This window comes from Sutcliffiella sp. FSL R7-0096 (genome assembly GCF_038595065.1).
Taxonomy (GTDB): Bacteria; Bacillota; Bacilli; order Bacillales; family Bacillaceae_I; genus Sutcliffiella_A.
The window spans coordinates 4,366,354-4,387,340 of the sequence record NZ_CP152003.1; the positions used below are offsets into that span (position 1 = coordinate 4,366,354).

General features: G+C 40.7%; 23 protein-coding genes. All 23 read right to left on the reverse strand.

Translation table 11 applies throughout. The features are described 5' to 3' along the window. Positions 1 to 19 precede the first annotated feature (19 nt). The 23 genes from MKY77_RS22365 to terS all read right to left on the reverse strand — a co-directional run bounded on the left by MKY77_RS22365 (position 20) and on the right by terS (position 20,983). Entirely contained in the window at positions 20 to 406 is a 387-nt protein-coding gene (locus MKY77_RS22365) for a phage holin family protein (RefSeq protein ID WP_339147627.1), read from the reverse strand. Between the two features lie 40 nt (positions 407 to 446). After that, a complete protein-coding gene (locus MKY77_RS22370; protein WP_339147628.1) occupies positions 447 to 659 on the reverse strand; it encodes a hypothetical protein in 213 nt (70 codons plus the stop codon). After that, the gene (locus tag MKY77_RS22375; RefSeq protein WP_339147629.1) at positions 656 to 1,081 is read right to left on the reverse strand and encodes a hypothetical protein; all 426 of its coding nucleotides are present in this window, start codon (positions 1,079 to 1,081) and stop codon (positions 656 to 658) included. The genes MKY77_RS22370 and MKY77_RS22375 overlap by 4 nt, the downstream gene beginning before the upstream one ends. 66 nt (positions 1,082 to 1,147) lie before the next feature. Continuing rightward, positions 1,148 to 1,510, reverse strand: coding sequence for a hypothetical protein (locus MKY77_RS22380; protein ID WP_339147630.1), 363 nt, complete (start codon positions 1,508 to 1,510; stop codon positions 1,148 to 1,150). A 3-nt stretch (positions 1,511 to 1,513) separates the two neighbouring features. Next, positions 1,514 to 5,581, reverse strand: a complete 4,068-nt coding sequence (locus tag MKY77_RS22385; RefSeq protein ID WP_342515486.1) for a phage tail spike protein — start codon at positions 5,579 to 5,581, stop codon at positions 1,514 to 1,516. A gap of 10 nt (positions 5,582 to 5,591) precedes the next feature. Next, a complete protein-coding gene (locus tag MKY77_RS22390) occupies positions 5,592 to 7,019 on the reverse strand; it encodes a distal tail protein Dit (protein ID WP_342515487.1) in 1,428 nt (475 codons plus the stop codon). Positions 7,020 to 7,030: 11 nt separating this feature from the next. Then, positions 7,031 to 10,678: a tape measure protein gene (locus MKY77_RS22395; protein WP_342515488.1), complete on the reverse strand. Its 3,648-nt coding sequence runs from the start codon at positions 10,676 to 10,678 to the stop codon at positions 7,031 to 7,033. Continuing rightward, a complete protein-coding gene (locus tag MKY77_RS22400; protein WP_342515489.1) occupies positions 10,679 to 11,248 on the reverse strand; it encodes a Gp15 family bacteriophage protein in 570 nt (189 codons plus the stop codon). A gap of 8 nt (positions 11,249 to 11,256) precedes the next feature. Beyond that, the gene (locus tag MKY77_RS22405) at positions 11,257 to 11,706 is read right to left on the reverse strand and encodes a hypothetical protein (RefSeq protein WP_342515490.1); all 450 of its coding nucleotides are present in this window, start codon (positions 11,704 to 11,706) and stop codon (positions 11,257 to 11,259) included. 43 nt (positions 11,707 to 11,749) lie between these two features. After that, on the reverse strand, positions 11,750 to 12,205 hold the full coding sequence (locus MKY77_RS22410; protein ID WP_342515491.1) for a phage tail protein: 456 nt from the start codon (positions 12,203 to 12,205) through the stop codon (positions 11,750 to 11,752). Then, positions 12,206 to 12,604, reverse strand: coding sequence for a minor capsid protein (locus MKY77_RS22415; RefSeq protein ID WP_342515492.1), 399 nt, complete (start codon positions 12,602 to 12,604; stop codon positions 12,206 to 12,208). It lies immediately after the preceding gene. Then, positions 12,604 to 12,930, reverse strand: coding sequence for a minor capsid protein (locus MKY77_RS22420; protein ID WP_342515493.1), 327 nt, complete (start codon positions 12,928 to 12,930; stop codon positions 12,604 to 12,606). Before MKY77_RS22420 ends, MKY77_RS22415 begins: the two co-directional genes overlap by 1 nt. Beyond that, positions 12,930 to 13,271, reverse strand: coding sequence for a putative minor capsid protein (locus tag MKY77_RS22425; RefSeq protein ID WP_342515494.1), 342 nt, complete (start codon positions 13,269 to 13,271; stop codon positions 12,930 to 12,932). Before MKY77_RS22425 ends, MKY77_RS22420 begins: the two co-directional genes overlap by 1 nt. Continuing rightward, a complete protein-coding gene (locus tag MKY77_RS22430) occupies positions 13,265 to 13,663 on the reverse strand; it encodes a hypothetical protein (RefSeq protein WP_339147640.1) in 399 nt (132 codons plus the stop codon). The genes MKY77_RS22425 and MKY77_RS22430 overlap by 7 nt, the downstream gene beginning before the upstream one ends. A 29-nt stretch (positions 13,664 to 13,692) precedes the next feature. Further along, a complete protein-coding gene (locus MKY77_RS22435; RefSeq protein WP_339147641.1) occupies positions 13,693 to 13,968 on the reverse strand; it encodes a hypothetical protein in 276 nt (91 codons plus the stop codon). Between the two features lie 20 nt (positions 13,969 to 13,988). Next, positions 13,989 to 14,915, reverse strand: coding sequence for a phage capsid protein (locus MKY77_RS22440; RefSeq protein ID WP_339147642.1), 927 nt, complete (start codon positions 14,913 to 14,915; stop codon positions 13,989 to 13,991). A 19-nt stretch (positions 14,916 to 14,934) separates the two neighbouring features. Next, a complete protein-coding gene (locus MKY77_RS22445; RefSeq protein WP_339147643.1) occupies positions 14,935 to 15,501 on the reverse strand; it encodes a phage scaffolding protein in 567 nt (188 codons plus the stop codon). 171 nt (positions 15,502 to 15,672) lie between these two features. Next, positions 15,673 to 15,927 (reverse strand): hypothetical protein, encoded by a 255-nt coding sequence (locus tag MKY77_RS22450; protein ID WP_339147644.1) that lies wholly within the window; start codon positions 15,925 to 15,927, stop codon positions 15,673 to 15,675. Between the two features lie 10 nt (positions 15,928 to 15,937). Next, positions 15,938 to 17,113 (reverse strand): phage minor capsid protein, encoded by a 1,176-nt coding sequence (locus MKY77_RS22455; protein WP_339147645.1) that lies wholly within the window; start codon positions 17,111 to 17,113, stop codon positions 15,938 to 15,940. A gap of 4 nt (positions 17,114 to 17,117) precedes the next feature. Continuing rightward, positions 17,118 to 17,318 (reverse strand): hypothetical protein, encoded by a 201-nt coding sequence (locus tag MKY77_RS22460; RefSeq protein WP_339147646.1) that lies wholly within the window; start codon positions 17,316 to 17,318, stop codon positions 17,118 to 17,120. A gap of 4 nt (positions 17,319 to 17,322) precedes the next feature. Continuing rightward, complete coding sequence (locus MKY77_RS22465; RefSeq protein WP_339147647.1) at positions 17,323 to 18,819, reverse strand: phage portal protein; 1,497 nt, start codon at positions 18,817 to 18,819, stop codon at positions 17,323 to 17,325. A 63-nt stretch (positions 18,820 to 18,882) separates the two neighbouring features. After that, complete coding sequence (locus tag MKY77_RS22470; RefSeq protein WP_339147648.1) at positions 18,883 to 20,229, reverse strand: PBSX family phage terminase large subunit; 1,347 nt, start codon at positions 20,227 to 20,229, stop codon at positions 18,883 to 18,885. Beyond that, positions 20,222 to 20,983, reverse strand: a complete 762-nt coding sequence (terS, locus tag MKY77_RS22475) for a phage terminase small subunit (RefSeq protein ID WP_342515495.1) — start codon at positions 20,981 to 20,983, stop codon at positions 20,222 to 20,224. Before terS ends, MKY77_RS22470 begins: the two co-directional genes overlap by 8 nt. Between the last annotated feature and the right edge of the window lie 4 nt (positions 20,984 to 20,987).

Sequence of the window (20,987 nt, forward strand, 5' to 3'; positions counted from 1 at the left end):
AGCCACCACGAATGGCAGCTTAAATTTCTTCCTTCTTTTCTTCCTCTTGAATAACATGGAGTTTTTCACTGATAACCTTTGGAACTCTGACACCTACTTGAGCAAGGTTTTCAATAATCGACAGAATTTCATTTGCCAAATAAAAAAGAACCGTAGCATATGCCACCGCTCCATTTAACCCAAGAATATTATCTATTACATTTGCAACAATGATGACCCCAAACACTAACATTTTTCTGGCATAACCGAATAATGCATTTCGGCTTCTTAGCCGTTTTAATTTGATTGCTTTAAATATGCCTGTAATGATATCAATAAGCATAAGTAGAGCTAGAAAATCCAAAAACTTCACTCCGCCAAATAGGTATGCTTGTACGATTTGTAAACTTTCAATGTTTATCCACATTTTATGTTCTCCTTAAGTTAAGAGCCAAATGCTCTTTTTGTTATTCTGATAATCGAGTAGCTAAATGCTGTTTTACAATGCCTGTTAATGCTGGAATAGATTCGTTGCCTCGATACTCTTCCGAGGTCAAAGGAATAATCCCATTTATGTTGATGTTTCTTTCTGCTGTGTGGCCACTAAAGCTTATTTGTACAGAACTTACTTCTCCCTCATCCGTCCATTGCACATTGGTAGATCTAATTTGAATAATCATTCTTCATCACTCTCCTCATCTGCATTTTCAAAAGCTTCACAAAGGTGGTCCAATACAAAGGCTTCTCTCCCACTTACTTCTCCTTCATAATCCAGAACAATGGGTTTTATAGTCTTTAACATTCCATGGTAATCACCGCCCTCAAGCACATACTCTTCTTCAAACAACTCGTCCTGTTGCTTTTTAAAGCCCTTGATATCTTTAATGGCAAATCCTGTTTCTGTCCTGTTTGGTTGCCCTTCTTCATCCACCCCGGCATACTCTTTGATAAGTGCCATCTCTTCTGCACTAATCTGTTTATATTTTTCTTGCAACGTGTTTACCAATCTGATGCGATGTCTATTTTGTTTTCCTTTTAGGGATAGATTGACTAGAAATGTAATGATTTCTCCAATGTACGCATATTTCAATTTGATTTTCATTATGTTTTCCTCCAATTAAAAACAGACAAAGGATATTTCCTCTGCCTGTTTCGCCTATTTTTTTATTTAGAATGGTATGCTTAGAAAATATAATCTGCTGCCACTTTCCCCAGGGAAGTCGCTGATCTCTTCCTCGTAGTTAAGAAAAACATGTTTCTCGATATCGGGCAGATAATAGACTAGTTCATAACGTTTGATAGTTGGTGTGACAGTTCTTAAATACTCACCAACAAGCTCGGCTTCAATGGTTAGATGTTCTTCGCCTGTTGATGGATGTGTGGTGGGAATCATACCATAAACAGGGTTATCATCAGTTAACCTATATCGTTTCCCATCCAAATCATTCACATAGATATGTTCCTTATGTTCCTCTTCTAAAAAACGAAAAATGTACGTAACTTCTTTTTGCCAATTGATTGTCCGGGCCATAGATTAAGTAGTCCTCCTCATAGTATGAACACTAACGCCGTCTACATAAAACTGAATGCTGCCATTATTGATTCTGATATAGTTGTTGTTGTCCCTCATAATACGTAAGTCCCCGCCTGTCATATCTATTTGAGCATCTCCTATGCCTAGGAAGAACTTTACCGGATCAATTAATCCCCTTAATCTATTGATATTCAAATTTCCTTGCACGTTAATCCCCCTGCCGACACCAGGAGTAAGGTTGATATCTCGCCCTCCTGAAAGAACTATATCCCTTGAAGCATATAAAGTAGCATCATGCGTATTTGCATTTATTCTACTAAACTGCAAACTAGACCAAGGCAACCCGTTTTCTTCTGAACGCAATTGAATTCCATTACTGTCTGTGACCATAGTTACTAAGGAACTACTAGAAAACAGGCCTTCCCCATTGGAAAGTCGTGCAATCCGATTCGCATTTGTGGATTCAACTCTATCTGCAGATAGCGAAATAGAACCTTGACTCCCAACAGTAGAGATATTTACTCCAGAGATATTACCAGCTGTGACAGTACCCAAGTTTGCACTAAGTGCAGATAAGGAGGTTACACTTATCTGATTAGCAGTGACGGTATTGGTCCGAATTCTTCCTCCGTTTATTTCCGTTGTGTTGCCCCAGACCCAATTATCTACTAACCGAGCTGAACGTGATGCCTTAATAACAGATAAAGGATCCACTTCTTGCACTTTAGGATTCGCAACCCAAACCTGTCTGACTGTTCCGGCATTCGACCAATTTAAAAACCTGATCCGGATTCGTCTTATATTTGGCCGGAAACGTGCTATTTGGCCTACACCGTTACCGACTCCTATCACATCAGTCCCTAGTGTACCAGATGGCATGATATATCCAACTAATTGTACCCAATCCGTCGGAACCTCTGGAGCAGAATAAAAATAAAAGTTTGTGTTATTTGCAGTTACAGAGCCATTACTTACGTTTATTTGATCAAATCCAACATTGATACTGTTTTCGTCAAGTCCAGTCAATCCAAAATATATCCGCCCAGCGTTTGCGCTTTTCTTTATCCATAACGATACCTCATAAGCCTTGGAAGTATCTATGTCAAAGTATCCGCTGTAATTTTGCGTATCAGTCGAAACGCTTGACTGTAATACGGGAACACTAAGACCATCAAACGAATGATTAACCACACTTAATCCAGAAGCGTTCCACCTTCCGATTCCTTTTCCTGCGGTAGGATTGTCCACAAGGTTGCCGGTGTTTTGATTTGTGTACACAATCGCTTCGTCACGGGCCGAATTCGCTTTGCTCTGTGCCCCTGTTGGAGTTTCCTTTGTGGAAGGGTCATAATTATTACTGAAAGTCACGTTACCATCTATATGAATTCTAGATGAGAGAATCCTTGTTCCCTCTGTACTGAGATTAATGGCAGCGACTACTCCATTTTTTTCTACTCTTGCATTTAATTCACCTGGTAGTAAGGCTAGGGTAGTCTCTGCGGTGCTCATACGTCCTGTTAAGCTGTTTACCTCTTGTTGTGATGCTTTTGCATTTATCTGTCCAGGTAAGATTTGAAGGGATGCTTCTGCCGATGTTAGTCTTGCATCAATATCTTCTGGTGCAGGAGTCCAATCCGTAGCTTTATTACCAAACTCTAGTTTCACTTCTTTTAAACTGACGTTTCCTGTAGCATCCCTCATTAGTACGGTGTAGGAAGCTATATTAGAAATTTCTTTATCTTGAATAAGTACTGTTCGGACATATTTTTTCCAATCACTCGTTCCAGCTTGTACAACCCTTTGACCAAGGCTAATATACATTATGGAATTATCAGCAAACCTTATTCCCATTTCCACGCCTAACCATGGGTTGCTTGTTCCATAGGCTAAATCCGTGGTTTTGACTAAAAAAGAAAGGGTTACAAATCTCCCTTTCATTTCCTTGATTGTTGATTCAGAAAGGGACATTCCATGCGATGACTTAGGATGTGATTGTCCTAAACTAGTAACGTTCCAATCAAATTGTTGGTTAGTGTTCCTTAATAAATTCCTTCCACCAATCTCCAAGTTGTTTAGATCCGCACGAACCTCACTAACACTAGCCACAATTTCGTTTGCTTTAATATCGAGATTGGCAATTTGACTTTTAGCAGAATTTAATTCTCCGGTTAGAGAATTAATTTCTGTCTCAGTGTTAGAGACACGGGTGGTGACACCTGAAAGGGCCACATCAAGTTGAGACATCTTATTGTTATATACGTTAGTGTCTATCTTCTTTCCAAGTTCAACATTAACTTCAGACTTGGTGTAAACATCTGAAGCATTTGCTTTGAAAGATACCTGACCAGCAAGAAGTTCGATGCTCCCTTCAGTCGTTGTGACTCTTCCCGTCAAGGTGTCCACCGTGTCTTTATTGGCTTTGCCGGAGAGAATGCCAGCCTGTTGTTCAATGGTGATTTGTTGTTCAGTAACCACACCATTCAAAACGGATAACTCGTTGATAGTGGTGCTTATACGGCCATTGATGGTATCCACGTTTTGCTCCACATTCACAATTCGATTTCCATTTACTAAGAGATCGAGTTCCAATTGATTTGCACGTAATAACAAATCATCGGCAATACCTTGAACTCGTGAAATTTCTGAATTAACATCACCAATACGATTATTCAGGTCTTCTAAAATCGCTTGTTCTGCTGCTTCTATTTCCGCCCTGGTGTATCCCCTTGCTTCCGTGATTAATTCCTCTTTGGCACTCTCCACCACAATGTCTGTATACCATGTAGAGTCATCATACACACTTCGGTCTTTTTGATCTACGGTTTCCTTATCATAGGCCCCCACTTCTTCAGCAAACGTAGGAGTCGCTTTCTCCCACTTCTGGGCATAGTGGTTCCAAGTGAAGATAACGTCTAGTTCTCCACTAGTATCTACCCATACCATTCCTTGACGTGGGTTAGGTGGGGGGGTGTCTCTTCGGATGACTTTCTGACCGTATAAGATTTGGAGTTGCAAGAAAGTTTTCATCAGATCTTCTTCGTTATACTCAATAAAGTCACCCAGGACGTATTTCCGTTTTACTTTACCAGCTGCAATGGATCGTTGAATTTCAATAACCCGTGCTTCTAAATACAATGGGGGCACATAGGAAGTATCAATGATGCGATTTGTATCACCCAGACGGACCTTTTCATGGGTGTACCCAAACACTTCCTCCATCGCTACTGCCTCGGCTGTATATTGGACTGTGGTGTTTATACGCTTGTCCAATTGTGCTTCCCCAAGCTCCTTTAAGCGTGCTGTAGTTACGTTATCATCAGAAATAGACGGTTCATAATCTTCCCATAGGTGATTACCATCCCGGGACCATCGTTTCCTAGCTTCCTCGTTTTTAACTTCAACGATTAGCCTGTCACCGTCCTCCTGCTCCGGTCCCAGCACCCGAAGGGCAGTAACGATATCAGCGTTTTCAATGCGCTCTACACCAATGAGGTCTTTCCCTATCCTGGTTTCTTTCTTGGTGTCCTCTCCGCGTTTTTTAATCATATCTACGTATCTACCTACAATACGGCTACCATCTACTACTATTCGGAAACGAAGTTCCAAACCATATAAACTAGCAAGCTGCTTCAACGTCTGGTAAGGATCCTGATAACCCTCAATGGTTACTTTCCGTATTCCGGCATACTCTGTGATACCACGTTGCCATCCAGTGCCAGCTAACGTCCAATCCATCGACATATTGACTGTCTGGCCTTCTAAAACTATTGGAGAAATCCTCTTGCTTTTTTTTAACTCAATGTAAGAGGCCACTGTCTTTACTTGTTTCTTTTTGTTTAGTTGGATCGTATCCAAAATGATGAATTCCCTATAATGGCCATCGTCATCCGGAATAATCACTCGGTTACGCCTGGTAGCATGTGCAGCATTTGGTGTGGTTGCTAGAATAGTGAAATCATAGGTTTCGAAGTTCTTAATATTATCAATGTGTATATCATCAAAAAAGGCGGGGGCATTAATTTTGTTTTCCAAAGTGCATAGTATTTCATCGGTTTGATGATGTAACAAATGTATTTGACTAATGGTAAGGTCCCCTCACTTTTGCTTCGACGTCTACAGCATCTCCAGGAGAAATGACTAGGGCGGTATCGCCCGGCTTGATTGGGAAGAAGGAAGAGATAAAATCACCTTTCAGCTTCTTCATATCTTCACCGTTTATTAGGATCAAGTCTTTTTTAAAGTCCATTACAATCTCGTCTCCTGGTTGGGCGATGTTAGGCACCACCGCACCGGATAGATCGTTTACTTTTTCAACCCATATATGATTTACCGTCATGTAGGCTGGTGTATTTTGCCCACTAACAGCAGCATGAATTTTAATTCCTGCAAGGTTTGCAGAAACACTCTCATCCAAGATAGACCCTTGCATTTCCCCGACATGCTGATTGGAAATGTTGGCTACATACGCTTCCCATTTCCCTTTTACACGCTTGAGTCGAAGGATTCCCGTAAAGAAATCAAACATCTTAGGATCCGCAGGTTGTCCAGCGATGATAAAGGTACCGCCAAACAACGGACCCACTCTCGCTTCAGCTTGTTGTTTGTATTCGTAACGGTGGATATCTTTGAATGCCAATTTTCCAAAGGCATTTCCGTTTTCATCTAACAAGTAAAGCTCAATCCTACCCACACCATCATTGCTTGGAGAATAAAAGGTACACTGCATGACCACTTGGAAATCTTGTAATGGTTGTGAAACGGATTTTTGTAATGCAGGTCCGTGCCAAGCTTCTCCTGTTCCAAAATTACTAACTCTAAATCCATTTTCTGTAGCTTGGAAACTACCCGAAATGACTCCTCCATCCACATTATGAGCATTTGTCCAGCCAATCAGAGTGCGCATAGTATCGGATAGAATGGTTTCTGTAGGATTGACAATGGTTTCTTCAACCGTTACTGGTCTACCAATTCTCATGTACTTATCCGGACCAATGATATCCAAGTGTGTAATTGGTTTCTTAACTAAAAACTTAAATTCTGGATATGCTTCAACGGTTCCTGGGTTGGTCATGATTAACGTAAATGTGCCACTTGTTGATGCAGACTTTGTAAAGGTAAGTTGTGGTCCATATTTGAAAGGATCTGCACAAATAAAAGTAAGAAGCCCTTTCCCTTTATCCAGAACTTCCTCCAAGTTTAACTCTCCGGTGAGTTCTGCATAATACACTCGATCCGGTTCATCTGGAAAAACAAGATTCCTAGGGCCGTCCTTAATCAACCACTTGGCTAAATCTTCTTTAACTTTTTGTAGATTAAGTGCCCCTATCCCTCTGACTTCCACTGGGACGTATAGAATTCTAACTTTTCTCTTCTTCTCGACAGCAATACCGCCCGCGCTACCTGGCACCTCAATTATTTCATGTTCAATCGGAGCCCAGGATGGTCGCTCCACCCCTCTTAATGCCCTGATATAGGACTTGGTAATGTTATCATAATAGAAACTCAAGTTATCACCTCCTAGAACAGGTCCTTTCGTGCTTGTTTAAACTGCAGTGCTGCATCCATGCCATCAACGGTAGCTTCAATAAATTCATGGCCATCAATTCCTACTCTGATCGGCCTTGCTGCCAATCGCTCGATAGCAGATATCAGTCCAGTTAGATTCATATTGGAATTGGAAGTATTATTACCAGGGAGTGGTACTCTTTTGAATGGATCCATGACTTGGCTGCTAGAACTTGCATACGCCATTCTAGAGGTCCCTAATGCTTGCTCAGGTGTAGATGACAGAACCATGTTTTTAGAAAGGATGTCTAACTCTCTGTAAACAGACTTTGCATTTTCCTTTATCCCCACTGCTATCCCTTCCGGAATGAAACGACCGACATCGTCACGCATTAACCTAGAAGGTGAATGGATCCTTAAAGCGCTTTTCATCGTGCTGGCGACTTGGTTGGCTATAGTTCTAGCAGTGGATAGCACTTGCCCTCTACCAGCCAATAACCCTTGATTTAAGCCCGCCATGGAATTTCTACCAATAGAATGAAATTGGGATGGGGTATTATTAAAAGGGCTTAACATGTCTCTAGCCAATCCTCTCACGACATCTTTTTGACGGTTGGAACCATCCCTTAATCGATCCAACATGTTTTTCATACCTGTCTGAGTGACTACTTTCAAATTATCAAAAGACTTCTCTATGTCTTTTACTGAATTATGATGATTTTTAGTAATAGATTTAAAGCTTAATTCAGAATCAGTTTGGATTGATTTGAATAATTTTTGAATGGCTTGAGTTACTTGGGAAGTACCATCATTAATCCCTAATGCAAGACCGGCGGTTATATCGTTACCAATTCGTTTAAATACCCTGGATGGGCTACGAGTTTCTGCTTGCTTCCTTGCAGCCTCTTCAGTAGCTTTGGCCATATTCGCAGCTGCTTTCTCGGCTTCTGGCGTTCCGGCCACCACCCCTCCACTAAACCCTGTAGCAACATCTTTTCCAATTGAAGCAAAATCGGATTTTTTAACCTGATCTTTCATAGATACTGACATGTCATCAACATAGCCGGTAACTAAAGCTATAGATTCGTCGAACCCATCTCCAAGAGTTGTCTTTAAGGCGTCTGTCGCTGTAACTGCTCCGCCTTCTACTGCGTCCGCGAAATTTTTTAACTCATCTTCACCCGCTTGGGCTAACACTGCCAGTTCTGCTGCAGAATCAATCCCCATACTTTCGATATAAGGAATAAAACTATCGTAACCATTCTCACCAGCCCACTTCATCAGTTTAGCCTGGTTTTGACTCCATTCTTCTACTGCTTTTTGATTATGGAGCATCGTCTCAGTCATACTTTTCATCGTGTGATCGGTTTTGGTTTCGATCTTATCAAACGCATCAGTCGCAGCATCTTTTAAACTTTCATATGAATCTTTCATACTATCGAAAGCTGCTTTGTTTGCTCCTTCAAGAGCTTCATAAGAAAATTGCTGTCTGATATTTCCTTCTTCAATAGCAGCGGCCATTCCATCAGCTGCTTCTGACACAAGAATTTCGGTTTCTTTGTGTTGCTCACCTAATTTTGCGTTTGTTTCTTTTAGCGCTGCTTCTTTTTCATCTAAGCTCGCGAATGCTTTTTCTGCGTCACCCGCACTCACAGCATTTTCTTTAACTTTTTCACTCCATTCAGCCCTAAGTGCATTGATTTCTTCAAGTTTGGCATCTACTTCATTTTGCTCTTTGGAGATTTCCACTTGCCTTTCCCGGGCAGAAATTAACTTTTCTTCTTCTTTCATCAAATCCACTCGCGCGCTCAATTCTTCGGAAGACATACTTAAAGCGTTGGCTTCTTCATCAAAAGAAAGATTTAAATCCTTTACATTACCATTCATCTCTTCAATATAGGCGCTTAACAATTGTTTCTCGGCTGCGGACTTATTTTCTTTGGCTGCTAGGTCCTCGACCTTTTTCGCCAAGTTTACATTTTCTTCAGCTGTGGCTTTTAATTCGTTTTGATTTTTTCTAAATGCTTCATTTGAGCTATCCAGTTCATCATTTAATGAATCTATGGAACTTGATAAATCCTCCGCCTCCGCATTTAAACGCTTTGCCTCTTCACTCGACCTATTCAGCCATTTAATTAACCCTACAGCAGCTCCAACTAATGCACCAATTCCTAGAGTTACCCATCCGACTGGTCCCATTAGGACTTTCAGAGCCTTTCCTACCACGCCTACCGCTACGGCTTTTGCATATAGCGCAACGTTGGCCAATGTGATTTGTCGTGTGAAAAGTAGCTCGACCGTAGTGGCAGTTACCAAAACAGCAGAACGCGCTTTGGTCGCTACGGTTGCCACTTTTGCAGAAGCTGCATTGACCAAATACCCTGTGGAACTTTCTGTAATGGCCAAGATATATAATTTTTTAACAGTTGTCCCTACTGCTACCGCTGTGGTATTTGCTTTGATTGCTGCTGTAGTCAGATGGATCACTTTGTGCATGGCATATGCAGATGCCAACCCAATTAGCGCAGGGGACAAGAATTTCACAACCGGTAATGTCGATTGGACAGCGGAAGTAAAACCTTTAACATAAGGGGTTGTTCCTTCTATTGTTTTTTGAATCACTTTAAACGATTGATTCACAATTACTTTTAAACCATCTATATTTTCGGCTATCTCCTTGCCCGTTGCATCCCTTGATAATTTATTAAAAGAATCAATCATACCTGCTACACCACGGGCAGCTGCATTACGCAAATTGCCAAGAGAGGTAGCTATACCTAAACTGTTATCTTTGGCTAATTTAGCCATGATTCCTGTACCTGTTCCTACCTCAATTAACTTAGCGTTAAATTGATCCATTGAAATGGTCCCACTTTGTAATGCTTGGTACATCTCGGTTTCTGTCATTCCAAACCCTTCGGCGATTTTAACAAGCCCCACGCTCATTGTTTCCTGGAGGGTTGTCCACATGTTCATATCCATTTTCCCAGTTTGCAAAGCCTTAATATATTGATCTGTCCCACGTTTTGCATCAACTGCACTGGATCCAGAACCAAGTAGTGCATTATTCAATGCAAGTGCTGATTCTGTTGCCAAATCCATATCATTGAAGGAGGTGTACATTCTTTGTGCTATCAAAGCAATTTCATCAAGTTTGGTAGGTAGCCCGTCAATTCCTTCGGATAGCCTGGACATAGCACGTTCTGAGTCCTTTGCAGATACACCTAATGCTTGTAGTACTTTAGGGAACTTGTTAAGTGTGTCGAAACGACTTATCGCATCATCCATAGATGACTTTAAGACACCGAACGCAGCGGATGCTATGGCGATAAGTCCGATGGCTACTGCAAACTTTTTAGTTCTGTCCGATGCTTTATCAGATTCATCAGCTATCCCTTTTGTTTCATTCTTAGCCTTGTTTAAATCGTTAGCAGCTTCACTGGCTTCACTGGAAACCTGGTCTAAACTATTTGATACACCTTTAACACTCTTGGAAGCTTCCACACTACTATCACTGATGTTGTCCATTGCCTTTTCGGCTGCTTTGACACCTTTACTAGAATCTAAGCTAGTTTTTTCGAGCTTATCTAGTTCTTTAGATGCCACAGATACTTGTTTACCATCTACTTCGATATCTATTTTAATTCTACCGTCTGCCATTTAATCCACCTCCTCTTCGTCTCCGTCATCCAAGGCATAAACTTTTTGTAATCTTTTCATCGCTTGCTGATACTCACTCGACTCCCCTTTGGAGGGTTTCCACATCCTGATCTGGATAACTCTTTGCATGATGGTTTCACTTGGCAAACCATTTAACAATGCTTGGAATTCGTGCCAATGCAACTTTCCCTGATACTCAAGTAAGTTCAAATTGTACGCTTGCTTAAACGAAGCAAAAATATATTCTGCATCTCTATCCAAATTGATAAGACTTTTTGTATCTTCCTCTTGAACAGGTAAAGGATTTCCCTTAAGGTCATATTCAATTGGTTGCGTACTTTCGATTTTGATAAACGATTCATAGATGAAATTCCATAGCTGAATAGCTTCATGCCCTTTAAATGACTCATTCAGCAACAGAACAAGGCATATTTCAGCCTTTTCTTGTTCTCGAAGGGTTTTATCCCCTAACACGTCAAACACGTCTAGGACGTTATCAAAAGCCAAATCAAGAGGATACTTTTTATCTTGGTATAAAAAAGAGGTGACTAAAGGGTCGTTTAACCTCATTTAATCACCTACTGTTTTTGAGCTTTTTTATTTAAGTATTCGTTTTTCTTCACTTCTACTTTTTCGCTTCGTTCTACTTCTAATTCCTCAATCTTTTTAGCAATAGCCACACCGATGGGATCCAGGGCGTTTTCTAATGCCAGAATGTCTGGATATTCCTTGTAGATCTTTTTAAAAGTACCATCACCAAAGATAACATCGTATTGAGCTGCTATAAACTCCTTATTCACATCAAAAGCAGCATCCACTAATTGAATATCTATATTTTCTAACTCGATTTCTTCCGGAAAGTGTATATGTTTTGCCTTTTCTTGAGCCTGTTTTAATTTTTCTTGTGCAAGTTCTTCCACATCGAAAAACCGCCTTAAATTCTCTAACGAACTGTCAAACCATAATTCTATGGTTCCGATTTTCACTGGAAAACCAGTCCGGTGTATATCAACCTTTAACCCTTCCATGTTCATCCTCCTTTACATTGTAAAGGGGCAATAAGCCCCTCATTTATCCGGCTGGTACAACATCGGTTTCTTTTGGAATTTGGTCGAAACGAATGTTACAACTAAACGTCTCGTATGCTGATGCATCCCCTGCTCCAGCGACGATAGATGAAATAGTGGCACGTCCTATCCATTGTTTTGTTCCATCTGAGGAAACGACTTTATGCCATACCTTTCGTCCTTCTCCTACCTTATATTTTTTTCCTGCGATAAGCGCCTGGGCAGGATCATCAGAAAAGAAGTGACCTTCAGGTGTGTATGCTCCTGCAACAGAAATAATCTCAGTTTCTGGAGTTCCATCACCTGAATAATATGCTGTTTCCTCTGTTTCTTCTTGTGTATCATCCCCAATGGTTGAAATCCCTGTTGCTAATTCCAACCACTCTGTTCCAGGTTCTTCTTGTCCTGGCGTAAACTCTTGTACAAAATGAGTACGCATTGCATTTTTTAATTTACCCACTTATTTCTCCTCCTTATAAACAGTTATATTTGCTTGTATATTTAACAAAAAAATGTACCATCCTTGGTTATCAATCTGATTAATAAATGGCTTATTCGTCACCACTAATTCTTCCAATTCAAAGCTACCATTATGGCTACCTAATTCAGTTAATAATTCCAGTTCATTTTGAACTAGCCACAAGGTATCATTTAAAATCTTGTGGCCTTTTGACTTCATGGCAAACTCATAATTTAATTGCTGATCCTTGGTGCCATCCATATACTCCTGAACGGTTCGTGATCCAGGTAGTGGATAAACTACAAAAGATTCTTCTGCACCTAAGAATCCGGTTTTTAAAGGTATAGGGAGATCGGGCAACGCATTAACTTTATCTTTTAATCTCTCGATAAAATCCATCACCAGTCAGCTCCCTTCAAGAATGCTTTTACCCAATGTGGCGTGTGCGATGCTTTTGCCTTGTTATCCCACCGGGGTCCGGTTCCAGGTGTAGTATAGTTGTACATGTACATATAAAAGAGTCTTCTTGCATAAGGTGTGTTGTAATTAATCGCTTTGCCATCAATGTCTATGGTTGCTGTTTGCCTCAGGGTACCTTCATCCATAGGAACATATTGATTCATATCCGCTAATGCTTGATTGGCCAGTGCGTACCTTCCCCGGTCTACATTTTTCTGCTCTAGCTTTTGCTTAACGTTATTTAGATCCACTGTTACCCTTACCATCAAACCACCTCTAATTCATACGAATAAATAGTTTTAGAGTATGCTTCGTAGATGGGTACAACTTTAGTAAGTTTATGGTCAATTCCATCAAAATGAAGAAGAGATCCATGTTTAAATAAAGGTAATGGTGTTGTTATCCCTTCATAACAAAAAACAACTGCATTATAGATCAGTTGTTTTCCAGAGGTTGTGGATGAATATTCGGCACCGCGGTCAATACGACAATGTTCTATTAACTTTGGAACTGAATAAACAGGTTCTGACCAACTATTCTCGCCCATATATTCCTTGTATTCAAAAGAATCAATACAGAATTTTTTGGGTGGCTTAGGCATTACCATAGACTCACCCCTCTGAATAAAAGCCCAGTACCTTCAAGGTAAATAAACACATCTTCTGCAACTAAAGGTTTACTTTCATTTGCACCAGATGGATTATACCTACTTGCATTTGAGACGCTAGTACGGCCAGCAGTGAACGTCTGAGGAGTGTTGTTTATCTCTTCAAATGTCGTAGCACCCAAAACATGAAAATACTCAATTTGAGCGGTCAGAGCAAGTTTGAATTGCCGCACTCTCCAAGCATTATCTCCCGAAATATCTTGACGTTGATAAAAATGATTCGTCACGGTGTCCAGAATGGAAGAAGATTTAGGCAGAAGCTCACTAAACTGTTCTACCGGAATGTCTTTTTGCGTCATTTGCTGAAATTCTTCAAATGTGAGATAGGGCATGTTCTCCCTCCTATAAAAAGAAAGGAAGACTATTCGCCTTCCTCCTGATCTTCAAGTAACTGTTTAAGAGTTTCATTGCTAGCGTTCCCCTTAAACTCAACGCCTAGCTCTGTAAGTCGTTCTTTAGCAACTTCTCTATCAAACTCTTGTTTTTCCTCAATCAGTTCGATAAATTTCCCTTTTTCTTTAAGGTTGTGCTCCACTTCATCTGCTCGTTCTTCAGATAATTCAATTTCTGCATTTTGCTTGTACACTTCTTTTGTATGAATGTCGCGAAATGTGTTTAAAACCTTGTATTTAGCCATTGCTATCACCTATCCCTTTCTTATCCTACTGGTGCATCAATTACCTTGATGACAGCTTTCTTATTTGCTGGCAGGATAAACTCTCCCGCTTTACCAGCTCCCTGGAAAGCCACTCCATCAAAGTCTTCTGATTCGATTGTTCGAGTAGTGTTGATACCAGTGAATTGTTTACCGACTCCGGTAATGGAAGTGTAAGCAATTTCACCAGTTTGGAACTTCGTTTCTGGAACTTCTTTAATCAAGAAACCTTTGAACATAAGGATGTTATTTTGATCTACATTGGCACCAGAACGCTTTGCAGAAGTAGTAATAGGGTGGTCAACAATCGCATTGTACAATGCAGGTTTTACCCATGCCATCTTCGTCCCCACGGCTCCCATGTTTACGTATGCTGTAGATAGATCATTGAATAGTTTTAGTACTGCATCATTGGACAAGTCCAATAATTCCAGGGCAGAGGCAGCACTATTAGAAATGAATAACCCGCCTTTATTATCAAACAATTGTACCTTAGCTTGGGCCTGTAGCTCTGAGCGATCGGCAACGGTTGCGGCAAAGTCATTATTTACTGTGTGACGGTCAATACCTTCGTGGAATACCCATTCCCAAGTGTAAGGTACATCTGTGTCCGTGTAGATGATTTCTTGTCGTTGTCCAAAGCGTGTGGTGCTACTTGTGCCTGTTCCAAATCCAACGTTTGGATCTTTGTTGTATTCAGTCCCGATTACCACAGGGATGTCGCTGGTTTTAATGGAGAACGCTGTTTTGTTGTGCGTTACCCCATCCAATGCTTCCAGGCCACCTCCAAAGAACTCGGAGAAGTATGCCTGTTTTTTGTAAACGGCTTGCAAGAGCTCCTTGAATTGCTTTTGATAGCTGCGTACTGCTTGATTGTTGTTTTCACCGGCGAAAGTTTGTAAGTCTAATCGTAATAGTTGTTTTCCCATGTTTCATTCCTTCTTTCTTTTAATTGTATTTAGCCATTTTAGCTGCAAAAGGGTCATCGTCCCCCGTGCTTGTACCACCATTCGGATTACCTGGATTAACGATTGTTGGCTTGGTTGGTTCTGTTTCTTGCTCAAATAAATACGAATCACTTTCTTTCAGGCTGTTAAGTTGGTCATCAAGACCTTTCAGCGTTTCACCATCCAGTTTGATCGTATCCATATCCAAAAGCCCTCGAATTGCTTTTGAATTCTTTACCTTTGCGCCAGTCAGTGCCTTGTCCAGTGCAAAATCAAAAGCCTGTGTTTCTAACTTTTTTTGCAAATCAGCAGTGGCCGTTTTGTTTTCATCTTTCAAACGGTCTATTTCTGCCGTTAGATCCGCATTATCCTTTACTTGTTTTGATAAGTCATCCAGCTGCGTATCACGGTCCGCAAGTTGCGTCTTGTAATCTTCTAGTTGAGACTCCAAGCCCTCCACTTTATCTGCTTTATCTTTCGTAGCATTCACTACTTTCCCGTGTGCTGCCATCACCTTATCGATTTGTTCATCCGTTAATCCTAATGCTTTCAGTTCTTCTCTGTTCACACTTCATTCCTCCTACATTATTTTTACGTGGTAGAGTCCACGTTGGAATAGTTATTTAACGCATAACTGCGATTGATTGCATAATAAAAGACGGCACCTCGCCGCCTCAATGATTAACCCCGCCACCCGTTTTACCAGGTCTGCACCCAATGTTAATCTTCCCTTTATTCCTTAACCGATAATATCTAGTTGTTCTGCTCCGCCGTGCGACAAACCACGAATGAATACATTTTTATTCATTACATGGACTAAATCTTCAGTGTAACTTCTCTCATAAAACGCCTGTTTCTCGTCAAATGAGCGCTCTGGAATACAGATAGTCTCTTGGACACCTTCAGCTTCAATCCCAACAAAAACAAATTTGCTACCTTCTTCTTTTGCTTTGTTGAAGATTGTTTTTAAATCTTCCTTGGTTAACTTGGACATGATATCCCTCCTAATCTTTATATGAAAAATCCTCTAGCAAAGTAGCTAAAGGAGTGTAGACTTTTTCTCTTTTGTAGTTCCTTCTCAAATATCGGCCATTACTCTCCAAATGCTCGCGCATGGCAGCCTGTCTTTTTTTCACCATCATTCCCCAATAGTCTGCATGCTTGCTTTTAAGCGCCTCTGCAACCATTAGATTCTTCTTGTATTTCACTATTTCTCTTTCTATACGTCTTTGAACATCCATTGCCTGGGCAACCTTAGCGTTTAATTTCTCATCATATACAGGTTGATTGTTTGTATTTACCCCAGGAATGAAAGGTATGTGTAGATGCTTGCAATTTACCCCTCTATGGCCCCCGGCTTCACCATAACTTGCTTTCCAGGAAGAATCATAGATGGACTTATACTGGCTATCGGGAGGCAGCTGATCCACTGGCCTGAGATCCACCACGTTACCTTGGATGGTAGAACAAGCTTTTCTCGCTCCAACGTGGCTAGTTACAAGGACTGTATGGACTCCGTACTCCGCCATCCTTTCCGTTCTCAATTGGTTATAGGTGTTGCCAAGAGTTGACTTTAGGACGGTCCGAACGTACCTTTCAAGGCTCCAAGTGTTGCCTCCTTTATCAAGCAAGGTAGATTTAATACCCTTTTGGGCCAATTCAGTTACAGCTCGTTCCAATGATTGTTCGAATGTATATAATCCAGTGTTAAACATTGCAGCAGTTTTGCTTAATACATTTTGATAGGCAATTTGCGCAGTACCCATCCCGTATCTAGTTGTGATGAGTGTCTGGTTTACGTAATTGTCCATCTCAGTCCACACTTGATTGTGGTAAGCTCGCATCAGGTTATCGATGTTATTTGGCATAGGTTTTGTTGCAAATGGCATAGCCTTATCTACATCTTCGATTATAGCTACACCTGTTTCTTCAAACATCTTTCTAATTTGTGGCTCTGCTACAACTGTAACCCTGGATAACTGTTTCATCACTTCGTTATTGAACAACCCTAATTCATACATCTTTTGAGCTTGCCACTCATGAATTTCATTAAAACCACTATTCAATTGCTTAATAATAATTCGAATGATTTCACCTTCAAGAGAATTGTATATCTCGGCCATGTTTCCAGACCATATGTCTAATTGGTGAGGAGTGATTCTAGGCTTTTTAGGATCCATTTAATCACTCCTTACCAGTTACTTTAATTTCTCCTTGGTCGGTTTCTATTTCCACATCATGGACGCGGTAAGTTAACGTTAAATAATTACCATTCATTACACTCATGTCCAAATTCATTGCTGTTAAATAATTTAACTTTATCGGCTCACCGTCAAGAAAGACTTCGGTTTCCTTTTTGACTTGCTTTATTTTAAGCTTAGCCATTCACTTATTCCTCCTCACCAAACATATGCTTTGCTGTACGTTCACTAATTTCAGTTGGATCCACACCAGTGACTTCTCGATTTATTTCATCAAGCCATTGCTTTGCTGTTTCCTTTGGCACCTTAAATACTCGCTGAATGATCTCAGAAGTAGGTATGAGCCCCATAAGCTTTGCTTGTCCGTAGAATTTAAGCAGCGCGGACCGGTCCTGGAATACACCATCGTCAAAGTCTACGCCAATGTGTTCATGTGTTGGTATATCGCCCTTAAACAGGTCATAGGCTTGCGCTAATTCTAAAACGGATACAACCAACCCTTTGATGAATTGTTCCACCTCATACACATGATCGTTCCTTGTACGATAGGTTAAGTCATTCTCACTTACAATCTCAGTCGCTGTTTTCATGGAACGGCCATCGAAGGAGAAGGTACCCACTGATAGTTTCAATTCCATTTCTAGTGTTCTTAGCGATTGATTAATGGCTGCTATATACTGTTCCGTTCGAATGTCACTAGTCACATCTTTCACAGGGTCCTGTTTATCGTCCGTTGTGGGCATAGACTTAAATATATTCACATCCGGGTCAAATACCTGTTTCGGAGGTCGCCCTGTTTCATCTGGCAAAGTGTTAAGCATGGCATCACTTACAAACACTGTGCGTTGCCCCATTTTAATTTCCCACCAGAACTGATCGTAGGTGTCATTTACCTTCTGCAACGTGGAAACAGAGTTATCAGTAATCCCTAACCCTAGTGGGCTGTGAGGATTGATATTATTAAATCCTGAAGGCTTCAAGTAATTGAAAAGTGGTCTTGATAAACGTGAAATGTATGTTACTTCTTGCATTTCTTCGTATATATCACCTAATGGAACTCGCTTCCCGACTTCAGTTGGACTTTCAGATTTGTAGAGCTCATTGGTTATGACGTAGAGATCTTTTTTCCACTCATGGAATTCTAGCAAGGTATAATAAATGACTTTCTTTCCATCAACTCTAGTCGTTACAGACTTCATGACGCCCTCTGAGATACCATTGCTGTTACTTCTCAACGGATAAAATGCATTGGCCAAAGCCCATGAAAATTCAATCTCTCCGGAAGCATGGTCCACATATGGACGTACTGTCAACCCACCTAAAGCGAATGTAGGTTCCAGGTAATCAGCAAGATTCTTTTTGAATCTGTTATGTTCAAATACGTGTTGGATGAATTCATGCGCCGATTTGTATGTGTTCCCTTTTTCCTCTTCTTCTTTTGCATCCGATATAGTAATCTCACATTGTTCATTGAATACCAGGCCAGATAACACATCAGCACTTAATTTTCTTAGGTTCAGCGTCATGAAGTCCCGTTCTTTTAAATCTCCATTCGAGTTCAAATACTGGACTTTAGGATACTTTCCCTTGTATTGCGATAAATTGCGATCAATTCTCGCTAACTCCTCTGGATCGATGTTAATTTTAGGATGGTCATTAATCGACTTGAGTGTTTGTTCTGTCAAAGCATACCCTCCTCTCTTAAATAGATTTTTAATGCGTTGAATAACATTCACACTCTCACCTCCCTAGACTTTTAAGCGCAAGTCTCTAGCGTTGGAAACACAAAAATACTGAAAATCATCACATGTATGGTCGTCTTCTTTGACCACCTGTGGATTGTCAGTGTTCCTTGTCTTCTCTATCCATTGATACTTTTTATGCTCCTCTATGAATATGTCGTTGCTATCACAGTTTGCTAACCCGGTAGGTAATGGATTAAGAAGATAATAAAAACGACCCTGTGCTAAAAGGTCGTGGACGTAATCTACCATATCTACTTTTTTGAGTTTGTTGATAGGCAGCCAATGTTGCCCGTGATCTTTATAGTATTGATTTCGTAATGCACCCTCGGCACTATCGATGGTACGCTTTCTAATTCTTGCCCCTTTATAAGGTGCTTGTGTTGAAGTCATCTTGATGAACTGGTATATATCCTTTGAAAGTTCACTAGGAGCCTTTTTATTCACCTGACCAGCTGGGCTGTAGTAGTAGCCATTTAACCTGATAACCTTCCCCTTGGCTGTAAGTCCATAACACCCACAGGATGTAGCGGAAACACTGTGTCCTGTGTCCATGGCATAGTAGAGAGCAATGACCTTGTCATCGTCCGGCAACTTCTCCAACTTATTGAATAAGTTCATGTTGTAGACGTTGGTTCCAAGCCCCACAGGTTCACCTAGGTACAAATAGCGATAATAGTCATAATCATTTTTCTTTATTCTCTCAATGTCTTGCAGCATCTGTTCTGTGACAAATCCAAGCTCATCGTTTTTGTAACTGGAATCGTGGACCAGGTAATTATCTTCCGCTGCCATTTTGTCCGACCATTCGTTTATCCACGAGTACGGATTCCTAGGGGGATTATACGACCAAAAGAAACGTACAATATCCGCCAGTTGGTGCTTCTGTCTCATAAAGGTGGTATTCGACTGATCAAATTCTTCGGCATCATTGAACTCAGCTGCTTCCTCGTACCAGACAGCGATGATATTCCCGATATCGTTTGATTTAAGCTTTTGAAAGTCATCCTGTCCATAAAAAAAGAACGTGGATCCAGTAGCCTTGTGCGTTAATTTGAAAGGGGATACCGTATCTTTAAATTCTCCCATTATGCCGAATTTTTCTAAGGCCCACTTGATCTTGAGGAAAACCGAATCTCGAATCGTGTTCGCTACTTTCCTAATGACTACGACGTTTGCCTTTTCTCCTTTTTGGAGGTACCAAAGTATCATGTAAACAAGCAACAAGGCGATAACTGATGACTTAAAGGAGTTACGCCCTCCCCTAAGGACATTATATGGCTTCTTGGTTTTCCACACTCGTTTAAAGTGAGGGTTCACATTCTTCTGGATGTCAATGGTTGGCTTATTCATCGTCATCACTCCACGCATCCACAATAGTAATGGTTGGCGGTTTATTTTTGTTTTCATCCTTTGCAAGCTTATCAGCTTCTACTTCTGCTTTCTTAATATTAGCCTGCATCAGTTGGATTCTAAGCTTGCGTTCATCATCATCATGGGCTAAGTCATTAAACTGCTTAATCAAGCTCCTAAGCTCACTCATGGCTCTGGATTGGGCAGTTAAAAATGTTGCTTGGCGATCCCATGCAAACTGAAACTCAAACTCTTCTTCCGTTACTACCTTTTCAACTCCTCCACCCTGATCATCTGGAATCTCATGATACTCATATCTACCTTTCTTTAGCTCTTTGATCACTTCCTCTTTGCTAGTTACCCACATAACCTTCTGAGCTCGAATAATTGCTGCATACTGTATTTGTATCTGGTCCCAAATTATATCTGCTGGGGATCGTTCACTCATTTCCTCCATAATCTCTAAGGTCTCAAGAGGAAGGAATTTAGAGAAGAAGCCATGAGTTACTGCATTAGAATTACCTTTAGGAGCTGATCCGCCTTTATTACCTTTTGCGTTGATATTACCTTTAGGCGCTCCTCTGTTTTTTGTGTGCACACCTTTTTCTTTGGGTGCACCCCTTTCTCTATTCCAAGCATATCGTTTCTTCCATGACTTAACGGTGTTAATAGATACCTGATACTTCTCTGCAATATCCTTATATTTCATGCCTTTAACATAATCTTTTTCTGCTAATACATACTTCTCAGCCATATCA